Below are 17,884 nucleotides of genomic sequence, written 5' to 3' on the forward strand. Positions count from 1 at the left end.
AAAAAACTTAATATTCCAGTTTTATTACTTGCCCTTCATACAATCGATAAGGCGGCTCGATGTTGTTCAACAAAGCCAGTTCCTGGTATTTGTGCTTGGACCGCATGCTTATCGAAAATAAGGTCTCTCCTTTTTTAACGACATAGTATTTAGGCGGGTGTTCCCAATCCTGCTCATACGCGACAACGGAATCATCCAAGACAGGCGCCGGCAACCGGCTCTGCGCACAGGAAACCAAACCCAGCGCCAAAGCGGCGGCCAAGCATCCGCGAAGATTGATTTTCATCCCGGACTTATATCCTCTGGGCATATACTTTTCCGTATTCCGAATATCAGTCATATCTACAGCTCTAATAAGAAGTTTGCTCACGTTAAAAATGCCATTCTTTAATTCGACGCCAGCGCTAGTCTTTTCCGTTACGGACATTTAGTATTTTGAATTCGAGACTAATCGCCCGTTTCATCCATTGGTCGCTGGACGATTTGAGCTTCCGGTTTTCAAGTTGCAACTGGTAAATATATTCATTGGTACGTTCCACGAAAGCTTCCACGTCTTTAAGCCGGCTTTTGATGTCTTTCATCGCCGCACTGGAGCTCTTTAAGCGCTCATTCAATAAATGCTGGTTTTCCAGGCAGGTGCTTAATTCGCTTATTTTTTTCTGCAATTCTTTTTTAAGTTGTTCAATTTCAGTCACAACTTTCTCTCCAATAAAAAGCGACAAAACGGTTTACCGCACGCTTAGGGTTTGGTTAAAAATAACCTCCCGAAATCACTGTCTTCTATTGTCAAGCCGTTCGCGCCGAGCCCCATTCGACAAGGCCTGAGCGTAGTCGAATGGGGCAGGGCGACGGAAGAATTTCTGCGATCCATATCGTGAGGTTATTACCGGCCATATTCTTAGAACTCTTCCCATTCGTCGTTTGGATCGATTTTCGATCTGGGCGGAGCTGTCCGCAGGGTGTGTTTTACCGTTGCCTTGGCCGTAGCTGTTCTGCCCGTGTCGGCGGCTAAAGCCGTCTCTTTCGGCGGCTTGGTCTGGCCTAGCGCCCCGGCTTTAAAAAAGCTCAGCAAGTTGCTCATATTGGTAGCTTGATCGCTCATCGCGATGCTGCCAGCCGACGCTTGTTCGGCCAGGGCCGCGTTCTGCTGGGTAATATCGTCCATTTGCGCGACCGCTTGGTTAACCTGATCGATACCCGACGACTGTTCAGCGCTGGCAAGCGCAACCTGGGAAACTAATTCACCTACCTTAACGATGCTGGCAACGATTTCGTTTAACGCCGCCCCGGTTTCATTGACAAACGCCGTCCCGGCTTGAACTTTTTCCATACTGTCTTGAATCATGTTTCGGCTTCGCTGGGCGGCATCGGCGCTTCGCTGCGCCAGATTACGCACCTCGGTCGCCACGACGGCGAAGCCGCGGCCGTGTTCCCCGGCCCGAGCCGCTTCGACCGAGGCGTTCAAAGCCAGCAGATTGGTCTGGAAAGCGATTTCGTCGATGACGCTGATGATTTCGGCAATCTGGTTGCTGCTGGTGTTGATGCCCTGCATTGCGTTAACCGCCAGGTTAACGATGCTGGTGCCGTTTTTCGCCAGCTCGCTGGCTGAACTAACCAGTTCGTTGGCCTGCCGCGTATTTGTAGCATTGTCTTTTACGGTGCAAGCCAACTGTTCCATGCTGGCCGCGGTTTGCTCCAGACTGGCCGCTTGCTGCTCCGCACGATGGGAAAGATTGTTGTTGCCGGTGGCCATTTCCTGGGACGAGCTGTCGATGAAATGCGCCACGTCCCTGATCTGGATAATAAATTCGCTCAATCTCCCCAATGCGGTATTAATGTTATTTTTGCAGTCGCCGTAGATGCCTTCATAGTTATGGGTAATCGTCGCCGTTAAATCGCCCTCGGCCAGCTTCTCCATGACGCGGTTCACGTCGTGAAATACGTTCTCGATGACGTCGGTTAATTCATTGATGCCGGACGACAATACCGCGGCAAAGCCTTCTTTGCCGCTCATGTCGATGCGCGCGCTCAGGTCGCCGGCTTTAACGTTCCGCACCAAGTGCTCTATTTCCTGCTCGATTAAAACTTCTCCGGTTTTGTTCTGCCATTCGGCAACAAAGCCGATGCGTTCGCCGTCATCGTCAATAACCGGACTGAAAATGACGCTCAACGTTTGATTGGCAACGTGCAGTTCCGCACAATGCGGTTTTTCTAAGTCCGCCAAAAGGCGGCGCTGCGCAGCAGGATCTTGGTGAAAACGGTCAATGTTTTCGCCTATCAGCTTATCAACAGAGAAATTCGGCAGCTGTTTGCGAAGATCGAATTCCAATTTCTTAAGGATCTCTTTTACATTGTCGTTGAGATAAATAATTTCGAAATTATTATTCGCCAGCATTATTCCTGCATGGACGTTATCCAGCGCCTGATTGATGCGCTCCGCTTTTACCGCTTGCTCCCTGGCTTGCGACAAATCCAGGCTCAAATTCACTTCCATTGAATACAAGGCGCGCAAGAAATCGCCGATCACGTCGTTACGGCTCAAGTCTTTTACGTTGCCGAACCGTTTCTCGGCCAGGCGATAAAAAATGCCGATGGTTTTATTTAACAGCGCCCTGAAGCTATTGACCAAATTGAGGAAAATCGCCAATGCCAACGCTGTCGAGGCAGTAACGCCGGCCATTAACGGATAGTCGCCGGCTACAAATAACAGGTACATCAAGTATGCAATCGGCGCCAGCAACAGCGTCAACGCTGCCGTCATCTTTCTCAAAGGCTCCATTTCCTTGATCGATTTGGCCGCTGCTGCTAAACCGATAGGCTTTAGGTTTGCTTTGTTGTCATTGAGCGCTTTATATAAGCGCTCGGCCTGGTCAATCTGCTCAGAAGTTGGCGCACGCCTGACCGAAAGATATTCATGGACTTGGCCGTTTTTGAATACCGGCAGCACATTCGCATCGACCCAATAATAATCGCCGGATTTACTCCTGTTTTTTACGATGCCCTGCCAAGGCCTGAGTACTTTTAACGTCGACCATAAATCTTCGAACGCGGCCGGCGGCATATCGGGATGGCGAACGATGTTGTGGCTGGCGCCGACCAGCTCGTCGCGGCTAAAGCCGCTGACGGCTACGAACTCGTCGTTAACGTAAGTGATGAGGCCTTTTAAATTCGTTCGAGAAACCAGGAGTTGTCCTTTTCTCATCCGGATTTCCCGGTCTGTGACCGGCATGTTGATTTTCATGGCTAATCCTCTATCTAATTCTTGTTGCTTAAGGAATTATTCTTGTGCTGCCGGATCATTTGATGCCCAACCAAATTTTGATAATGGGATTCTCGCCGTTCTGTTTTGGCTGCATCAGGTATGAAATCGGCGCCAGCAGCAGCGCCAACGCTGCCGGCATTTTTCTTACAGGCTCGGCTTCCTTGACCGGCTTGACTTCGGCCGCTAATCCGTCAGGCCTGAGCGTTGTCTTGTTGTCGCTGGCCAATTGATATAATTGTTCCGCATGGCGAATCTGCTCCGGGCTTGCCGGACGCTTGACCGAAAGGTACTCGTGGACTTGGCCGTTCTTGAATACCGGCAGTACATTTTCATCGACCCAATAATAATCGCCGGATTTACTCCTGTTTTTAACGATGCCCTGCCAGGACTTGAGCGCTTGTAACGTTGACCGTAAATCTTCGAACGCGGCCGGCGGCATATCGGGATGGTGCACGATGTTGTGGTCGGCGCCGATCAATTCGTCGCGGCTGAAGCCGCTGATCGATACGAAATCGTCGTTGACATAGGTGATAACGCCTTTTAGGTCTGTCCGGGAAGCCTGGATTTGTTCTTTTTTAATCCGGTTTTCCCGGTCCGTTACCGGCATGTCGATTTTCATGGTTTATTCTCTATCTAATTCTTGTTATTAAGGAATTGCGTTTACACGGCCTATTTATTTGATGTCCAAGCAAATTTTGATAATGGGGCGCCTGCCGTCCTGTTTTGTCAGTGCGGTTACGCTGTCGATAATCGATTGATCGGCAACACAATTTCTAATATACGGATCGCGGCCGAAGTAGATGCTGTCCACTTTCATGCCGGATTTCAGTTGCGGCAATGCAATTTCAACCACGCTGGTTGAGGGGACTAAAGGCTTATTGCGGTTTTTGATAACCAGCCCTTTCTTCCAATGCTGTGTGGCTATCGTTAACAGCTTGGCATTAGCTTGTTCCTGCTTGATTTCTTCAATGCTCATGCCTCTGAGGAGGCTGGAAAAAATATCGACAATCTCGGGATCGTAATAACTTTCCTTTTGAATCATTAAATGGCTTAGCGCCGCGCCGCCGAACATTTCCTTGCCCGTCATTAAACCGTCGATATGCGCGATATAGTTGCTGACCACGCTGAGAATACGGGCGCCGACGGGAATGCGATGTTCCGCCAAACCGTCGGGAAAGCCTTGGCCGTTGTAATGTTCGTATTGATGCCTGATTAACGTGGCTGCGCCTTTAAATCGCGGCAATGGCTGCAATAACGCTTCACCGTCCACGGCATGCCCTAAATAGCGATATTTATCGACGATGGACATTGAATAAAAAGGTTTTGTTAGCAATCTATCCGGCAACCCGATCTTGCCAAGATTCATCAATAGGCCGGCGTAGAGAATGTCGTTTTTCATTTCCGCGCTTATTTCCAATACGTCGGCGATCAGTAAGGCTTTTTCGGCGATATATTTCGACTGTTCTTTTTTAATGCACGGATGCATGTCAATAAGATGGGACAGCTTTTGGACGAACTTAATATCCATTTTTTTTAACGATTGTCCCGCCGGATCAAGACGTTGCTCGCTGTTCTTGAACTGTTCTATATGGCGGTTGATTCTTTCCATTATGTTCATAGGCTATTCAAAATTATTCTATCGAAACGCGCTTGGCCGTCCGCTTGCGAATGTGTGTTTTCGTTATTTAACGTCAGGCGACAGGGTCGGCGCGATCTTCCCGGACCGTTTATTCTTTAATCGATTCTATCGGCGCGGCGTTGTCATTGATCAGGCGGTATAACAACTCTGCGTATTTAATCTTGTGGCGGCTAAGAGCGTACCCGACCGAGAGATACTCATAAGCTTCACCGTCTTTCAGCGTTGGCTGCACATGCGTTTTCGTCCAATAATAAGCGCCGGATTTGGTCCTGTTTTTGACTATGCCTTGCCAAGGCTTGAGCGCTTTTACAGTCGACCATAAATCTTCAAAAACAGCCGGCGGCATATCAAGATGGCGAACGATGTTGTGGTTAGCGCCGATCAGTTCGTCGCGGTTAAAACCGCTAACGGCTATAAACTCGCTGCTGGCATCGATAATAATTCCTTGTAAGTCGATCAGGCTGACCAGCAGGCTGCCGGGCTTGAGTTTTACTTCGCGCCCGGTTGCAGTTGTATCTTTTTTCATTCGTATCGTTGTCTCCGCGGCAAGAAACGGTTGTTTTTATCCATCGCTTTACCCAAAGGGCATAAGTTTCGTTCGAGCGGACAAGCCGCTCAACTCGGCTTTAAAGTTCTTCCCAGCCGTCGCCGTTGTCATCGAATCCTTCCTCGTCGTCGCCGTCAGTCTCTTCCGGTTTTGTTACGGCGCCTTGCAGGATTCTTTTGTTCGCGGCCGCCGCAGGGAGAGTTGTTTCGTTTTGTGCCAAATCTGTAGAAAAATCGTTTGATTCCATTTAAATCTCCTAATATCCGCTTAAAAAACCACTGCCGCGACGTGACTGGTCAGTCCCGTAGGCCGCGAGGCTATCCAATTGGCGCTAGCCGCCATTGAGCTGTTCGTGCAGGTTCATGAACAACTCGATAATCGGGTTATCCATTTCCAGGGTCTTGCTGATTTCGATGCGGCTGTTTTCCCGTTCCGCCAGGTCGACGATGCGCTCTTCTGTAAGTAACTGCTTTTGGGCATTGGTTACCATGCGCAATACCGGGCGCAAACGGTCTTGCTGGTTGACCTTGATCACAACGCCAAGTTCGCCGGTATTGAGTTCCACGACGCAGCCCGTCGGATAAATGCCCAGCGCCTGGATGAACTTTTTCACCAGCACTGCGTCGAATAGGCTTTTGCCCGAGGTGTACAAGTATTTCAATGCCGCAAGCGGGGACAGCGTTTGACTGTAAAAGCGTTCGCGGGTTAAGGCTTCGTAAACGGAAACAATCGCAACCATACGCGCCAGCAAGCTGATTTCCTTGGCTTGCAGTTTTTGCGGATAACCTTTGCCGTCCATGCGCTCGTGATGCGAATATACGATTTTTAACGCATCGACAGGGATTTCCGGCGTTTGCGACAGTAATGCAATACCGTATTCGTTGTGCTTTTCCATGATCGCGCGTTCGGCAGGCGTCAACGGCTGCTTTTTTGACAATATCCTGTCGGGAATTTTCACCATGCCGATGTCGTGCAATAACGCGCCCAGGCCCAAGGCGTACATTTTTTCTTTCGGAATGCCGATATGCTTGCCGAAAGCCAACGCCAGGATACAAACATTGACCGATTTGCGCGCCAAGGTGTCGTTTTTGTCTTTGGCATGAATCAGGCCAATCATGGCTTGGCTGTCTTTTACGATGTTGACTGTCAAGTCTTGCACGATGCCCCTGACTTTTGGGTTGTCGACGCTACGGCCCAATCTGGCGTCGCTCAGGATTTCGTTTAATACCGTCTGGCTTTGTTCGTAGCTTTTCCGGTAGCCTCGGTCTTTATCGGTTTGTTCGGCGCGTTCGGATTCGGGCGTCGCATCGTCGATCTGTTGTTCGGTTGCCGTTTGGGTTTCCGGCAAGCTCAGTACATCGGCGCCTTTTTCGGTATCGATAACAACGGTTCGGCAGTATGCCTGTAAGGTATTGATTTGCTCCTCGGACGTAATCAGGAATTTTCGGCGGAAAAAAGGGATGTCTATCCATTTGCGATCGGTGCCGCAAACAAACATGCCTTTCCGCAACTGTTTTGTGCTAATTTCTTTAATCATTTCAAGGTCTATTTATGACTATTCAGCCAACGATTTCATAACTCCGGGTAAATTTGCGCTCATGATGAAACCTGTCCAAATTAACATCATAATCCTGCGCCCGGACTATTTTGCCGATTTTGTAAGGCATGCCGTTGTTGTCGTAACTATTGAAAGCCAAATCAAGCAGCCGTTCAGGCGCGGCTGTTTTGCGTTCGTCGAGAATCAATAACACTTTGGGTTTGAGCTTGTCGTTTTTATTTTGCTCTACCACGATGCCGACTTCGCCGTTGGTGAATTCCACTAAATTGCCTTGCGGGTAAAATCCGATGCAATTGATGAAGTGCATGACAAACCCGGCGTCAAATTCTGTATACATGCCTCTCACCAAAATATCCAGCGCGGTCAAATGAGGACGGCCTTGTTGGTAAACCCGGTCGCTGGTGATCGCATCGTAGGCATCGACAATCGTCACTATTTTGCTAAAGTGGGACAGCGAGTTTTTTTCCATTCCCTGAGGATAGCCGGTGCCGTCTAAATGTTCGTGGTGGCCGTAGGCAACATTCGCTGCTTCGGGAACGATATGCGGGCCGGACATTAAAATGTCGCGGCCGAATTCAGTATGCTTATGCATGATCTCCAATTCGTCATCTTCGAGTCTTCCGGGTTTGTTCAATATTTCCAGCGGAATTTTCGCTTTGCCGATGTCGTGCAACAACGCGCACAAGCCCAAAGTCTTAAGATCGTCGCCGGAAAGTCCCAGCTCAAGACCTAACAGAATCGCCAGAACGCACACGTTCAAGCTGTGCTGCGCGGTATACTGGTCCCTATGCTTTAGTTGCGTCAGCAATAACATCGCATCCGAGTTTTCCAGCACTTTATCGACGCATTGGGCGGCCGCTTCCTTAACCGCTTTGACGCTGAACGGTTTGCCCAAGCGAACGTCGTCCATGACGTTTTTGATTAAATTGCCGGTCTCCAGGTAAGTTTGCGCCACTTGCTCGAACGAAGCGGCAAAGCCCACGGTTTCCTTGCGCTTAACTTGTTGAGGAATTGCTTGCTTTTGCCAGTTGTTATCGATCAGCACATAGTCGCAAATCGACTGAATCGCCTGGATATCGGCTTGAGTTTTAATGTCGAAACGATAGAACATGTAAGCCGACTCTTCACCGCCTACTTCCAAGCGGCAAATGCACATGCCTATGCGTAGTTCATAGACATGAATCCTAGTTGTTTCATTTTCTTTGTCCGGCATGTTAAGCGCGTCTCCTGCTTTAGTTTGTTTAAGTTAATCTTCCGGCGCGTGTTTTCCGGAAGCGTAAACAGCCTGTCGGCAGGGTGGGGAGGAGGGCCGGGACAAGCTGTAAAAGCCCGTTCAGCGTGTTGGCTTAAGGTTTTTAAATGGATGAGTGCGACGAAAAACTAATGCAAAGCCTGCTTGGGAGCGGCTAAAACCGGGACTATCCGAACGGGAATATTTGGTGTTGCTTAAAATGCCGCGACTTTTGCCGGCAAGAATTTGCTTGGGTTTGAAATAGCGCCGTTGAAACCAAATTGCTGGTGACTGGGCTAAAGTAACAAAAGAACGCGAACTTATAGTAATCGCCGACATTCAGCCAACGATGGCCAATTCGCTTCATCTGCTCGTGTTACGCATCAGGCAACACCAAAAACGCACCGTCCCATTGGTGCTGAGTAGAATCCTTGTATCGATGACGTAATGAATAACGTTATCGATTGAATGGGTATGATACTCGATATTTTGCCTAGACTGAAAAATATTTTTTTGCCCGGCTTGTTTTACGACATCTTTTCTGTATATAAAGCAATGAAAAATATAGTATTTTATTGAGTGGTGGGCGGCGTCTTCATTGTCATTCAAAATTTACAGGACTAAACGGTTAGCCGGAGCAAACGGCCGCTAATGTGCTTGTTGGCATAACCGATGGTAGTGTCCGATTTCTTGATCAAAGGCCAATCGGAAGCATGGGCCAATGAAATCGACCGGACAGCCTGGCTCAAAGCCCGCGTTTGCAAGCTCTTCAAACCTTCAATGGCCGAAATCCGGCGTCGTAAGGCGCAACCCCATGACAGTCTGTTTTTGTTTTCAGCCAGTCGGTCAATTCTTCACCATGCTCGAATTTTCTGGCTAGTGTTTTGCAATGGGCCGCTTCCGTGATCGGCTATAGCCGATTAACAGACTTTATACCCGGAGGGCATAAGTAGGGTTTGAGCAGATAAGCTGCTCAACTCAGCTTTAAAGCTTGGGTTGAGCAACTGCCGAATCCATGGCCTATCTCCAATCCTCAACGCATATTTTGTAATGCTTCAATACGCTCTTCCAACGGCGGATGACTCATAAACAGTTTTTGCGCGGTATTGCCGTTAATGCCAAACACTGCCAGTTGACCGGGCAAATCTTGCGCTTCATATTCGCGTTGCAAGGCGCGAAGCGCGCCGATCATTTTTCCGCGGCCGGCCAGGTTGGCGCCGCCGGCGTCGGCTTTAAATTCGCGGTAACGGGAGAACCACATGACCAGCATCGTGGCTAAAATGCCTAAGGCAATCTGCGCGACCATCTGCACCAGGAAATAGCCCGGACCTTGGCCGCGCTCGTTTTGAAAGATAACGCGGTCAACGACATGGCCGATGACGCTGGCGAAAAAGTAAACAAAAGTATTCAGTACGCCCTGCATCAAAGCCATTGTCACCATATCGCCATTCGCGACATGCGTGATTTCATGGCCGATTACGGCTTCAATCTCATCGTTGTTCATGTGTTGCAGTAAACCGGTGCTGACCGCTACCAGGGCGCTGTTCCTGTTCATCCCGGTAGCAAAAGCATTGGCTTCCGGGGCTTCGAAAACGCCTACTTCCGGCATGCCGATGCCGGCTTTTTCAGCGTGTCTGGCCACGATAGCGGTCAGCCATTGCTCGGTTTGGTTTTGCGGTTGCTCGATAACTTGAACGCCCATGGTTTGCTTTGCGGTCCACTTCGATAACGCCAGCGAGATGAACGAACCGGTCATGCCGATGAGTCCGGACATAATCAGTAACGCGTTAAGATCGAGGTTTACGCCTTGCGCATCTAAAGTGCCCTTTAAACCTAATAGGTGAAAGACAATGCTGATTACAACCATGATTGCGACGTTGGTCGCCAGAAAAAGAAAAATTCGCATCATTGTTCGGCCTGCTGTATTGAGTGAAGTTATTCGGTGTGAAGAATGGAATAGCGTGGCGCTACGCCTTTGGAATCGTAATCGTCAGCACACCGTTGTGGTATTCGCTTGTCATTTTGGCCGCGTTGGCCGGTCCCGGTAAGGTTAATGCCCGTTCAAATTGACCTACGAAACGTTCCCGGTAATGGTATTCGCCGTTTTTATCGTCGCCTTCATCCTTTGTCTGTTCTGTTTTGATCGAGATATGTAAAACCCTGTCTTCGAGTTTTACGTTTAATGACGATTCGTCGGCGCCAGGCACATTGACGGTCGCAATATAGCGGTCCGCTTGTTCCTGTAAATCCACGTCGGGCGCTTTGCTCAAACTGCCAAAAGGAGATTTCATATGAAAGCGCGAAAACGAATTATCGAACATTTGTTCCATTTCGCTTTGCATGCGCTGCATTTCCGCATAGGGATTCCACGTCCCGCCTTTAAAGAAATCGTCATCATTCGCCAGAGGGTTAGGCTGGGTTTTCGTTTGCGCCTTGGTTTGCGGCTCTGCCGTCTGGCTATAAAAACCGCTGAGTTGATTAAGCCGGTCATTCAGCCGAAACATCGTATAAGCCTGTATGCCCAGGATAATGACCAATACGGCGGCTATAGCGGCAATGGTTTCGTTTTTCATCGGTTTTCTCCCTGAACAACAAATGTCTATCAGGCACGTGCCGGCATTTGTAATCATGTTGAAATAACGCAATTATTCCATCTATTCCCAATAGAGCACGGATGACACGGATTAAACGGATTAAAAATTCAGAATATTTTAAAAATCCGTGTAAATCCGTCCTATCCGTGTCATCCGTGTTCCGTTTCTTTTTTGCTGAATAATTACGAAATAACCTGTTTGAGCAGGCAAGCTGCTCAACTCAGCTTTACCCGGGCTAATGGATTTCTATGCTTTTGCGTTTGCCTTTTTCGGTTTTGGGGATGTGGATTGTCAATATGCCGTCTTTGAATGACGCTTGCGCCTGATCGCTATCGACATTTCCGGGTAAGGCTACGGTACGCTGAAATTCGCCACGCGCTATTTCACGGCGAAAATACTTGCCTTTTTCCTCTTCTTTTTTTTCTTCCCTGATTGAACTGCGTATGGTGATGGCCTGATTGGTAACCGATACGTCCAGGTCTTCTTTTTTAACACCCGGCAGGGCGGCTTGAACTTCTATGTCATTGTCGTGATCGAGAATATCCACTTTGGGAATGCCGATTTCGGACGATAGGGCGGGCATACCCCAGTCCAACAAGCGGCGAGGCCATCTACGCGAGAGAAAATCGTCAAAAAAATTGTCAAGCTCCTCAAATGACATCAAATCGCTAAGCGATGATTTGGGCATTACTTCGGAGACCTGTTGGCCTTGCTTTGATTGTTCAATATCTTGACTAGACATAAATCTCTCCGGCAATAGGTTTAAATCAATTAAAAGTATGAGCCTGACGGAACGTGATCGGCTGTATTGCTACAACAAAAACTCCTGCTCGGCTTCAAGCCAATCTTCAAGTTCGTAGCCTGGTGTAAAGCCTCTACCCTCAGCCTTGTAATAAGCGCGTTCGGCAATTTTGGCATTACGATCCGGAAGGTATATTGTTGAACGGTTTTCTTCAGTATTTGCAACTTCTTCTTTAGCTTTTTTAGCCATTGGTTACCTCTTCAGGTTAGGTTAAATATCTTTTTTGGGGTTGTGCGTCGAATAGACAACCTCGGAATTATTCTAAATGGAAAAACCGGAAAGGATATTGGTGTAACTACTTAAGGGGCTAATCTAACGGACTAATTTTATTGATGTTCTAACAAATCAGTTGAGCATTGTGCTGGTGCGTTCTTAAATGTGGTTTAATGCCTAACCCATTTTCAGTTTATATTCGATCAGAGGAAAAGATGTTCAAGAAATATTGCGCGGCGCTCTTTTTTACAATTTTTTTTGGGGTTGCACAGGTTTATGCGGATGGCTCCGGAGCCGCTATCGCCAGCGCGCATCCTTTGGCGACGGCGGCCGGTTTCGAAATACTCGATAAAGGCGGCAATGTGTTCGATGCGGCGGTGGCCGTCAGTGCAACTTTGGCCGTAGTCGAGCCTTCCGGTTCAGGATTGGGCGGCGGCGGTTACTGGCTGCTGCATAGGGAACAAGACGGCTTTGAAACGATGGTCGATGGTCGCGAGAAAGCCCCGGCAGCGGCCCATCAGGCGATGTATCTGGATTCGTCGGGTAAGGTGATTCCGCGCTTGTCGCTGGATGGCGCGCTGGCGGCGGCCATTCCCGGCATGCCTGCGGCTCTGGTGCATCTGTCCGAAAAATACGGACGTTTGCCGTTGGCGGAAAGCCTGAAACCGGCAATCAGGGCGGCGCAGACCGGTTTTGCAATAGGCGAAAAGCATAGAAAACTACTGAAGTTCAGGATGGATGTGCTGAAGAAACATCCGCAGACTGCCAAGATATTCTTGGACGGCGGCGATATTCCGAAGCCTTATTCGATACTCAGGCAGCCGGATTTGGCCGATACTTTAAAGCAACTGGCCGATTCGGGCCGGGACGGGTTTTATGACGGCAAAGTCGCCGATAAATTGGTGGACGGCGTCAACAAGGCCGGCGGCATCTGGACCAAGCAGGACCTTGCTGCATATCAAGTGATTGAACGCGCGCCGGTAAAAGGCAATTATCGCGGCATCAACATCACCAGCGCCGCACCGTCGTCATCCGGCGGTATCGTATTGATTGAGGCTTTGAACATTCTGTCAGGCTATGATTTAAACCAGGTCGATGAACTGACCCGCAAGCATCTTATTGTCGAAGCGATGCGCCGCGCTTACCATGACCGGTCTTTATACCTGGGCGATCCGGACTTTATCGATATGCCGGTTAAGCGCCTGTTGAACGAAGATTATGCGGCCGGGTTGCGCAGTAGTTTACGGCTTGATAAAGCCTTACCGAGCGCGATGTTGTCGGGCGAGATTCAGCCGCAACCGGAAGGTAGCAATACCACGCATTTTTCGATTATCGACGAACAGGGCAATCGGGTTGCCGCGACTTTAAGCATCAATTTTCCTTTCGGGGCAGGATTTGTTGCGCCCGGAACCGGCGTGCTGCTGAATGATCATATGGACGATTTTGCCAGTTTGCCGGGGGCGATGAACGGTTACGGATTGGTCGGCGGCAGCGCCAATGCCGTCGCGCCGGGTAAGCGTATGCTGTCCAGCATGACGCCGACTTTTCTTGACGACGGCCTGCACGTTGCTGCACTGGGAACGCCCGGAGGCAGCCGCATCATTTCGATGGTGTTATTGGCGGCGTTGGATTTTGCGAAAGGTCATGACCCGGACTCATGGGTGCAAGTGCCGCGTTTTCATCATCAATTCATGCCGGATAGCGTGGAATATGAAAAAGGCGCAATAACGGCAAACGAACTAAGCGGCTTGGCGGCAATGGGGCATCAACTGAAAGAAGCGCGTTATAGCTATGGCGACATGCAGGCTGTGCAGTGGAACAGGAATACGCATCAATTGACGGCGGCCAGCGACCGCCGCGGCGAAGGGCGGGCCGTTGTTGGGCATTAATTCGCTAAAGACGGCAATTTCGAGACGATGAATACTGACATAATCCAAATATGGCACGGCAACATTGCTGCGGATAGCGCTAACTATCAAGACTACCGGCGGGTTCTCGACATAGCCGAACAAACCCATGCCGGGAAAATGAAAATCGATTTATTGCATAAACGTTATGTCGAGGTACATGGACGCTTAAGATACCTATTGGCCGGGATACTTAATGAGGCGCCTGAAAAAATAAGGATAGCTAAAGCCGAACACGGTAAACCTTATCTTATCGATGCGCCCGAACTGGCGTTTAACCTGTCTCATTCGGCTAGTGCAATGGTCGTCGCGGTAGGCTGGAATTGCCGGTTGGGCGTCGACGTCGAATATTGCAAGCCGAGAACCGGTCTGTCTGGCCTGGTCGATAAGTGCTTTGCCGAAGAAGAAAGCGCGTATTGGCATAAGCTGGCGGACGACCGGAAAGTTGCCGGGTTTTACCGTTTTTGGACGCGGAAGGAAGCCTTCGTCAAAGCCACGGGACGCGGTATCGGCTTGGGTTTGAATCAGTGCGTTGTTAATCCTGAAAGCCAGCGTGAATTTTTAAGGGTTCCTGCCGAATACGGTCCGGCTTCAACATGGCATGCGCTGGATGTTGCTTTAGGGCAGGATATTTGTAGCGCATTGGTGACGGATAAGAATGTTGCCGGAGTTAGGATTATGGAATTGGCGAGGAGAATATAAGTATCTCACTATAAGTTTCCGACGCGCGTTCAAAGCCGGAGTGCAGGCTTTGCCTGCTTTGCAAGCGGAGCTTGCATTCCAAAATACCGGAAAGTTTTAGCGAGACGGCTTAGGTTCGAAAGGAAAGGGCGGGATTATCCCGCCCTTTCTTTATTTGGAAACCGGGCAGTTATTTGATCACTTCCAGTTGCACTCTGCGGTTGTTGGCGCGGCCTGTTTCGGTGTCATTGCTATCGATAGGCCGGGTTAAACCGTATCCGCGAGCTGTTAATGTGCTGCCGGTTGGGGTATTGCGGCTTAAATAGTCTTTAACAGCTTGCGCGCGGCGCTCGGATAATTTCCGGTTATGCTCTACCGTGCCGGTATTGCTGGTATGTCCTTGAACTTCAATAGCTACGCCTGGATTTTGTCGAATGACGGTCGCCGCATTATTGAGTTCAGGATAATATGCAGGTTTGATATTGCTTTTATCGTTGTCGAATTTTACGTCGACAATCCAGCAGCCGAACTGATTAACATGCGCGCCTTTTAAGGTATTTGGGCATTTGTCGTTACAGTTGTTGATGCCGTCGGCATCGTCGTCCAGAACTGAGCAATCGGGAATTTTGGGCGTAGCGGGTTTTAAGAAAATGCTCTGCACAAATTTAGCCATGCCCGCGGGGCTGGAGATTCGTTCGGCTGTGGTGCCAAAGCCGCAACCGGCAATATCGGAAAGCTGGTTTAATACCGCTTGTCCGTATTTATCTTCTTCATTGCCAACCCAAACGCTATAAACGCAGAGTTTGTCGCCGTACTGTTGTTTTAACGATTTGACGGCCGGTAAGGGGTCGTTGTCTACTCCTCCGTCGCTGACGATCAGCACTGCGGTATGGCCCGTCGTGGCCGATAAGTCTTTGCCGCTTCCTTCAATTCCGCTATTCAGGGGCGAGCCGCCGCTGGCGCAGGTTAACGTATCTATGCCGCCGGCAAAAGAAGGTTTTGAGTAGCTGGCAGGCGCTTGGTTAAGCCGGGTGAATTGCCATGACAGACAAGGGCCGAAACCGAAACTGCGAATGCCGGATGTCAGTCTTAGGTTTGGAATAGTCAGGTTTATCCTGTTCAGGATTTCTTTTTCAACGGAAAATTTTGTAGGGGAAGGCTGAGCTGGATAGCCTGCGCCAAGATAGTTGTCAGTCATCGACGATGAAGAATCATTGATGACAAAGAAATTATCGATTTTTTGGATATATTGCCCTGAAGAAACCAAACTGTTCAAATCTTCAGCCGGAAAGATTTCGAAAGTGCTTAACGGCTGCGAGGCGCAACCCGATATAAGCGTATAAGTCATTATTACAGCTGCAATGGTAAATGCTTTTTTCATGGTATATCTCCTTATGGTTAAACCGCTTAAAGTAATGTCACTTTAAACAATTATTTTAAATAAAAACACTATTAAACTAATTAGTTGGAACGATGTGCGCAGTTTCGGAATAAAGTACAGATCACTTAAGAACCGGTACCGATATCGAGGTGAAAGCGAACAGGGAGTGCCGGCACCTGATTTTCTACAGTTGAATAGGTTGGTATTGTCGAGATGTTTTATCTTTAACTCTCGGCATGAAATAATGTGGGGCTTTTAATCAAAGAGTTTTAACTTTCTTGCTGCTGTGTGCTGATTTGTAGACGCCGCAATGGATATTACCGGATGATGGTCGGTATCGGCAATGCCGAAGCTTAAGCTAAATCCGGCTATTTTAGGCAAGAATGCCAGTCTCAAGTAGACAATACGCCAACATAATTTTTACTAACGAAAATAATATCAAATGAGTATAAAAACACGTTTTGCCCCAAGTCCAACCGGTTATTTACATGTCGGCGGCGCCCGTACTGCCTTGTTTTCATGGCTTTATGCACGTAAGCACGGCGGAAAGTTTATTTTAAGAATCGAAGATACCGATCTGGAGCGGTCCACGCAGGAGTCGGTCGATGCCATTTTGGAAGGCATGACTTGGTTGGGATTGGAATATGATGAAGGTCCTTTTTACCAAACCCATCATTTCGACCGCTATAAAGAAGTGATTCAGCAATTGCTGGATCAAGGCGACGCTTACTATTGTTATTGCAGCAAGGAAGAGCTGGAACAGTTGCGCGCCGAGCAAATGGCGAACAAGGAAAAACCGCGTTATAACGGCAAATGCAGGGATTTGACGGAACCGAAAGGCGACCGTGAAGCGGTCATCCGCTTTAAAAATCCGATTGACGGCGTAGTGACCATCCCCGATTTGATCAAGGGCGATATTGTGGTTGCGAATAAAGAACTGGACGACTTGATTATTGCCAGGGGAGACGGCAGTCCGACTTACAATTTAACGGTAGTCGTCGACGATATGGATATGAAGGTCAGCCATGTGATTCGCGGCGACGACCATATCAACAACACTCCCCGGCAAATGAATATCCTGAAAGCGTTGGGCGCGGAACTGCCTAAATACGCGCATCTGCCGATGATATTGGGGCCTGACGGCGCGAGGCTGTCAAAGCGTCATGGTGCGGTCAGCGTGATGCAATTTCGTGACGACGGCTATTTACCGGAGGCGCTGCTGAATTATTTGGTGCGTCTGGGGTGGTCGCATGGCGATCAGGAAATATTTTCGATTGATGAAATGGTCGAGTATTTTTCGCTGGAAAAAGTTAATGCATCGGCTTCTGCATTCAATATGGAAAAGCTGCTGTGGCTGAATCACCAATACATTATGAATAGCGATCCGGCTCACGTGGCGCGTCATTTGAGCTGGCATATGGGCGAATTGGGCATCGATCCTTCCGAAGGGCCCAGCCTTGTCGATATTGTCAAGGCGCAACGGGAGCGCTGCAAAACCTTGGTTGAAATGGCTAATGCCAGCGTTTATTTCTACAAAGACTTCGAAGCCTATGATGAAAAAGCGGCTAAAAAGAATTTCACTGCCGGCGCGGACGAAGTTTTAGCAAGGTTGCACGATGAATTCGCAGCCGTGCCGGAATGGCAGGGCGAAGCATTGCACCAGATCGTGCTGAACTTGGCCGAAACCATGTCTCTTGGTTTGGGTAAAGTCGCGCAGCCTTTGCGGGTCGCGGTCTGCGGCTCGGCCGTTTCACCGGCGATTGATATAACCTTGTCGTTATTAGGTAAGGAAAAAACCCTGGCTAGAATACAGCGCGCCATAAAATATATAAAAAACTTAAATTAATATTGGACATAAGCAGTAATACCTGTATAATGCCGGTTCTCAGCTTAGAGGGGCCATAGCTCAGCTGGGAGAGCGCTTGCATGGCATGCAAGAGGTCAGCGGTTCGATCCCGCTTGGCTCCACCAAGAAGTTGTAGATTAGTTCTAGTCCCCATCGTCTAGAGGCCTAGGACACCGCCCTTTCACGGCGGTAACGGGGGTTCGAACCCCCCTGGGGACGCCAT

General features: G+C 49.0%; 18 protein-coding genes and 2 tRNA genes. 5 read left to right on the forward strand and 15 right to left on the reverse strand.

Annotated elements, in window-relative coordinates:
• Window positions 1-7 precede the first annotated feature (7 nt).
• The 14 genes from EKO24_RS03795 to EKO24_RS03855 all read right to left on the reverse strand — a co-directional run bounded on the left by EKO24_RS03795 (window position 8) and on the right by EKO24_RS03855 (window position 11,822).
• Window positions 8-310 carry a LysM peptidoglycan-binding domain-containing protein gene (locus tag EKO24_RS03795; protein WP_161990566.1) on the reverse strand — a complete coding sequence of 101 codons (303 nt, stop codon included), beginning with the start codon at window positions 308-310 and terminating at the stop codon, window positions 8-10.
• Window positions 311-404: 94 nt separating this feature from the next.
• The gene (locus EKO24_RS03800; protein WP_127029841.1) at window positions 405-695 is read right to left on the reverse strand and encodes a hypothetical protein; all 291 of its coding nucleotides are present in this window, start codon (window positions 693-695) and stop codon (window positions 405-407) included.
• 203 nt (window positions 696-898) lie between these two features.
• On the reverse strand, window positions 899-3,241 hold the full coding sequence (locus tag EKO24_RS03805) for a methyl-accepting chemotaxis protein (RefSeq protein WP_127029842.1): 2,343 nt from the start codon (window positions 3,239-3,241) through the stop codon (window positions 899-901).
• A gap of 55 nt (window positions 3,242-3,296) precedes the next feature.
• On the reverse strand, window positions 3,297-3,881 hold the full coding sequence (locus EKO24_RS03810) for a PAS domain-containing protein (protein ID WP_127029843.1): 585 nt from the start codon (window positions 3,879-3,881) through the stop codon (window positions 3,297-3,299).
• 54 nt (window positions 3,882-3,935) lie between these two features.
• Window positions 3,936-4,880: an HD-GYP domain-containing protein gene (locus tag EKO24_RS03815; RefSeq protein WP_127029844.1), complete on the reverse strand. Its 945-nt coding sequence runs from the start codon at window positions 4,878-4,880 to the stop codon at window positions 3,936-3,938.
• 109 nt (window positions 4,881-4,989) lie between these two features.
• Window positions 4,990-5,427, reverse strand: a complete 438-nt coding sequence (locus tag EKO24_RS03820) for a PAS domain-containing protein (protein WP_127029845.1) — start codon at window positions 5,425-5,427, stop codon at window positions 4,990-4,992.
• A 100-nt stretch (window positions 5,428-5,527) separates the two neighbouring features.
• On the reverse strand, window positions 5,528-5,695 hold the full coding sequence (locus EKO24_RS22310; RefSeq protein WP_154671576.1) for a hypothetical protein: 168 nt from the start codon (window positions 5,693-5,695) through the stop codon (window positions 5,528-5,530).
• An 84-nt stretch (window positions 5,696-5,779) separates the two neighbouring features.
• Window positions 5,780-6,985, reverse strand: a complete 1,206-nt coding sequence (locus EKO24_RS03825; RefSeq protein WP_127029846.1) for an HD-GYP domain-containing protein — start codon at window positions 6,983-6,985, stop codon at window positions 5,780-5,782.
• A 22-nt stretch (window positions 6,986-7,007) separates the two neighbouring features.
• Window positions 7,008-8,219 carry a cyclic di-GMP phosphodiesterase gene (locus tag EKO24_RS03830; RefSeq protein WP_127029847.1) on the reverse strand — a complete coding sequence of 404 codons (1,212 nt, stop codon included), beginning with the start codon at window positions 8,217-8,219 and terminating at the stop codon, window positions 7,008-7,010.
• A 638-nt stretch (window positions 8,220-8,857) separates the two neighbouring features.
• Window positions 8,858-9,010, reverse strand: a complete 153-nt coding sequence (locus EKO24_RS23045; RefSeq protein WP_277752487.1) for a 1,4-alpha-glucan branching protein domain-containing protein — start codon at window positions 9,008-9,010, stop codon at window positions 8,858-8,860.
• A gap of 260 nt (window positions 9,011-9,270) precedes the next feature.
• Window positions 9,271-10,146, reverse strand: coding sequence for a protease HtpX (gene htpX / locus EKO24_RS03840; RefSeq protein ID WP_127029848.1), 876 nt, complete (start codon window positions 10,144-10,146; stop codon window positions 9,271-9,273).
• Window positions 10,147-10,204: 58 nt separating this feature from the next.
• The gene (locus EKO24_RS03845; protein ID WP_127029849.1) at window positions 10,205-10,810 is read right to left on the reverse strand and encodes an Hsp20/alpha crystallin family protein; all 606 of its coding nucleotides are present in this window, start codon (window positions 10,808-10,810) and stop codon (window positions 10,205-10,207) included.
• A 256-nt stretch (window positions 10,811-11,066) separates the two neighbouring features.
• Entirely contained in the window at window positions 11,067-11,573 is a 507-nt protein-coding gene (locus tag EKO24_RS03850; protein WP_127029850.1) for an Hsp20/alpha crystallin family protein, read from the reverse strand.
• 69 nt (window positions 11,574-11,642) lie between these two features.
• The gene (locus EKO24_RS03855; protein WP_127029851.1) at window positions 11,643-11,822 is read right to left on the reverse strand and encodes a DUF2934 domain-containing protein; all 180 of its coding nucleotides are present in this window, start codon (window positions 11,820-11,822) and stop codon (window positions 11,643-11,645) included.
• Window positions 11,823-12,061: 239 nt separating this feature from the next.
• Between EKO24_RS03855 and ggt the strand changes: the two genes are divergently transcribed.
• Together ggt and EKO24_RS03865 are read left to right on the forward strand one after the other, a co-directional pair.
• The gene (gene ggt / locus EKO24_RS03860; protein WP_196239991.1) at window positions 12,062-13,735 is read left to right on the forward strand and encodes a gamma-glutamyltransferase; all 1,674 of its coding nucleotides are present in this window, start codon (window positions 12,062-12,064) and stop codon (window positions 13,733-13,735) included.
• 27 nt (window positions 13,736-13,762) lie between these two features.
• Complete coding sequence (locus EKO24_RS03865; RefSeq protein WP_127029853.1) at window positions 13,763-14,455, forward strand: 4'-phosphopantetheinyl transferase family protein; 693 nt, start codon at window positions 13,763-13,765, stop codon at window positions 14,453-14,455.
• A gap of 169 nt (window positions 14,456-14,624) precedes the next feature.
• Here the strand turns inward: EKO24_RS03865 and EKO24_RS03870 are convergent, their stop codons facing one another.
• Entirely contained in the window at window positions 14,625-15,815 is a 1,191-nt protein-coding gene (locus tag EKO24_RS03870; protein WP_127029854.1) for an OmpA family protein, read from the reverse strand.
• 442 nt (window positions 15,816-16,257) lie between these two features.
• On the opposite strand from EKO24_RS03870, the gene gltX reads away from it, so the two are divergent.
• From gltX to EKO24_RS03885, 3 genes are all read left to right on the forward strand, one after another.
• Complete coding sequence (gltX, locus tag EKO24_RS03875; protein WP_127029855.1) at window positions 16,258-17,661, forward strand: glutamate--tRNA ligase; 1,404 nt, start codon at window positions 16,258-16,260, stop codon at window positions 17,659-17,661.
• Window positions 17,662-17,710: 49 nt separating this feature from the next.
• A tRNA-Ala gene (locus EKO24_RS03880) sits at window positions 17,711-17,786 on the forward strand.
• Window positions 17,787-17,807: 21 nt separating this feature from the next.
• Window positions 17,808-17,883 (forward strand) — tRNA-Glu (locus tag EKO24_RS03885).
• Window position 17,884 lies beyond the last annotated feature (1 nt).

The organism is Candidatus Methylobacter oryzae (genome assembly GCF_003994235.2).
Taxonomy (GTDB): domain Bacteria; phylum Pseudomonadota; class Gammaproteobacteria; order Methylococcales; family Methylomonadaceae; genus Methylobacter_A; species Methylobacter_A oryzae.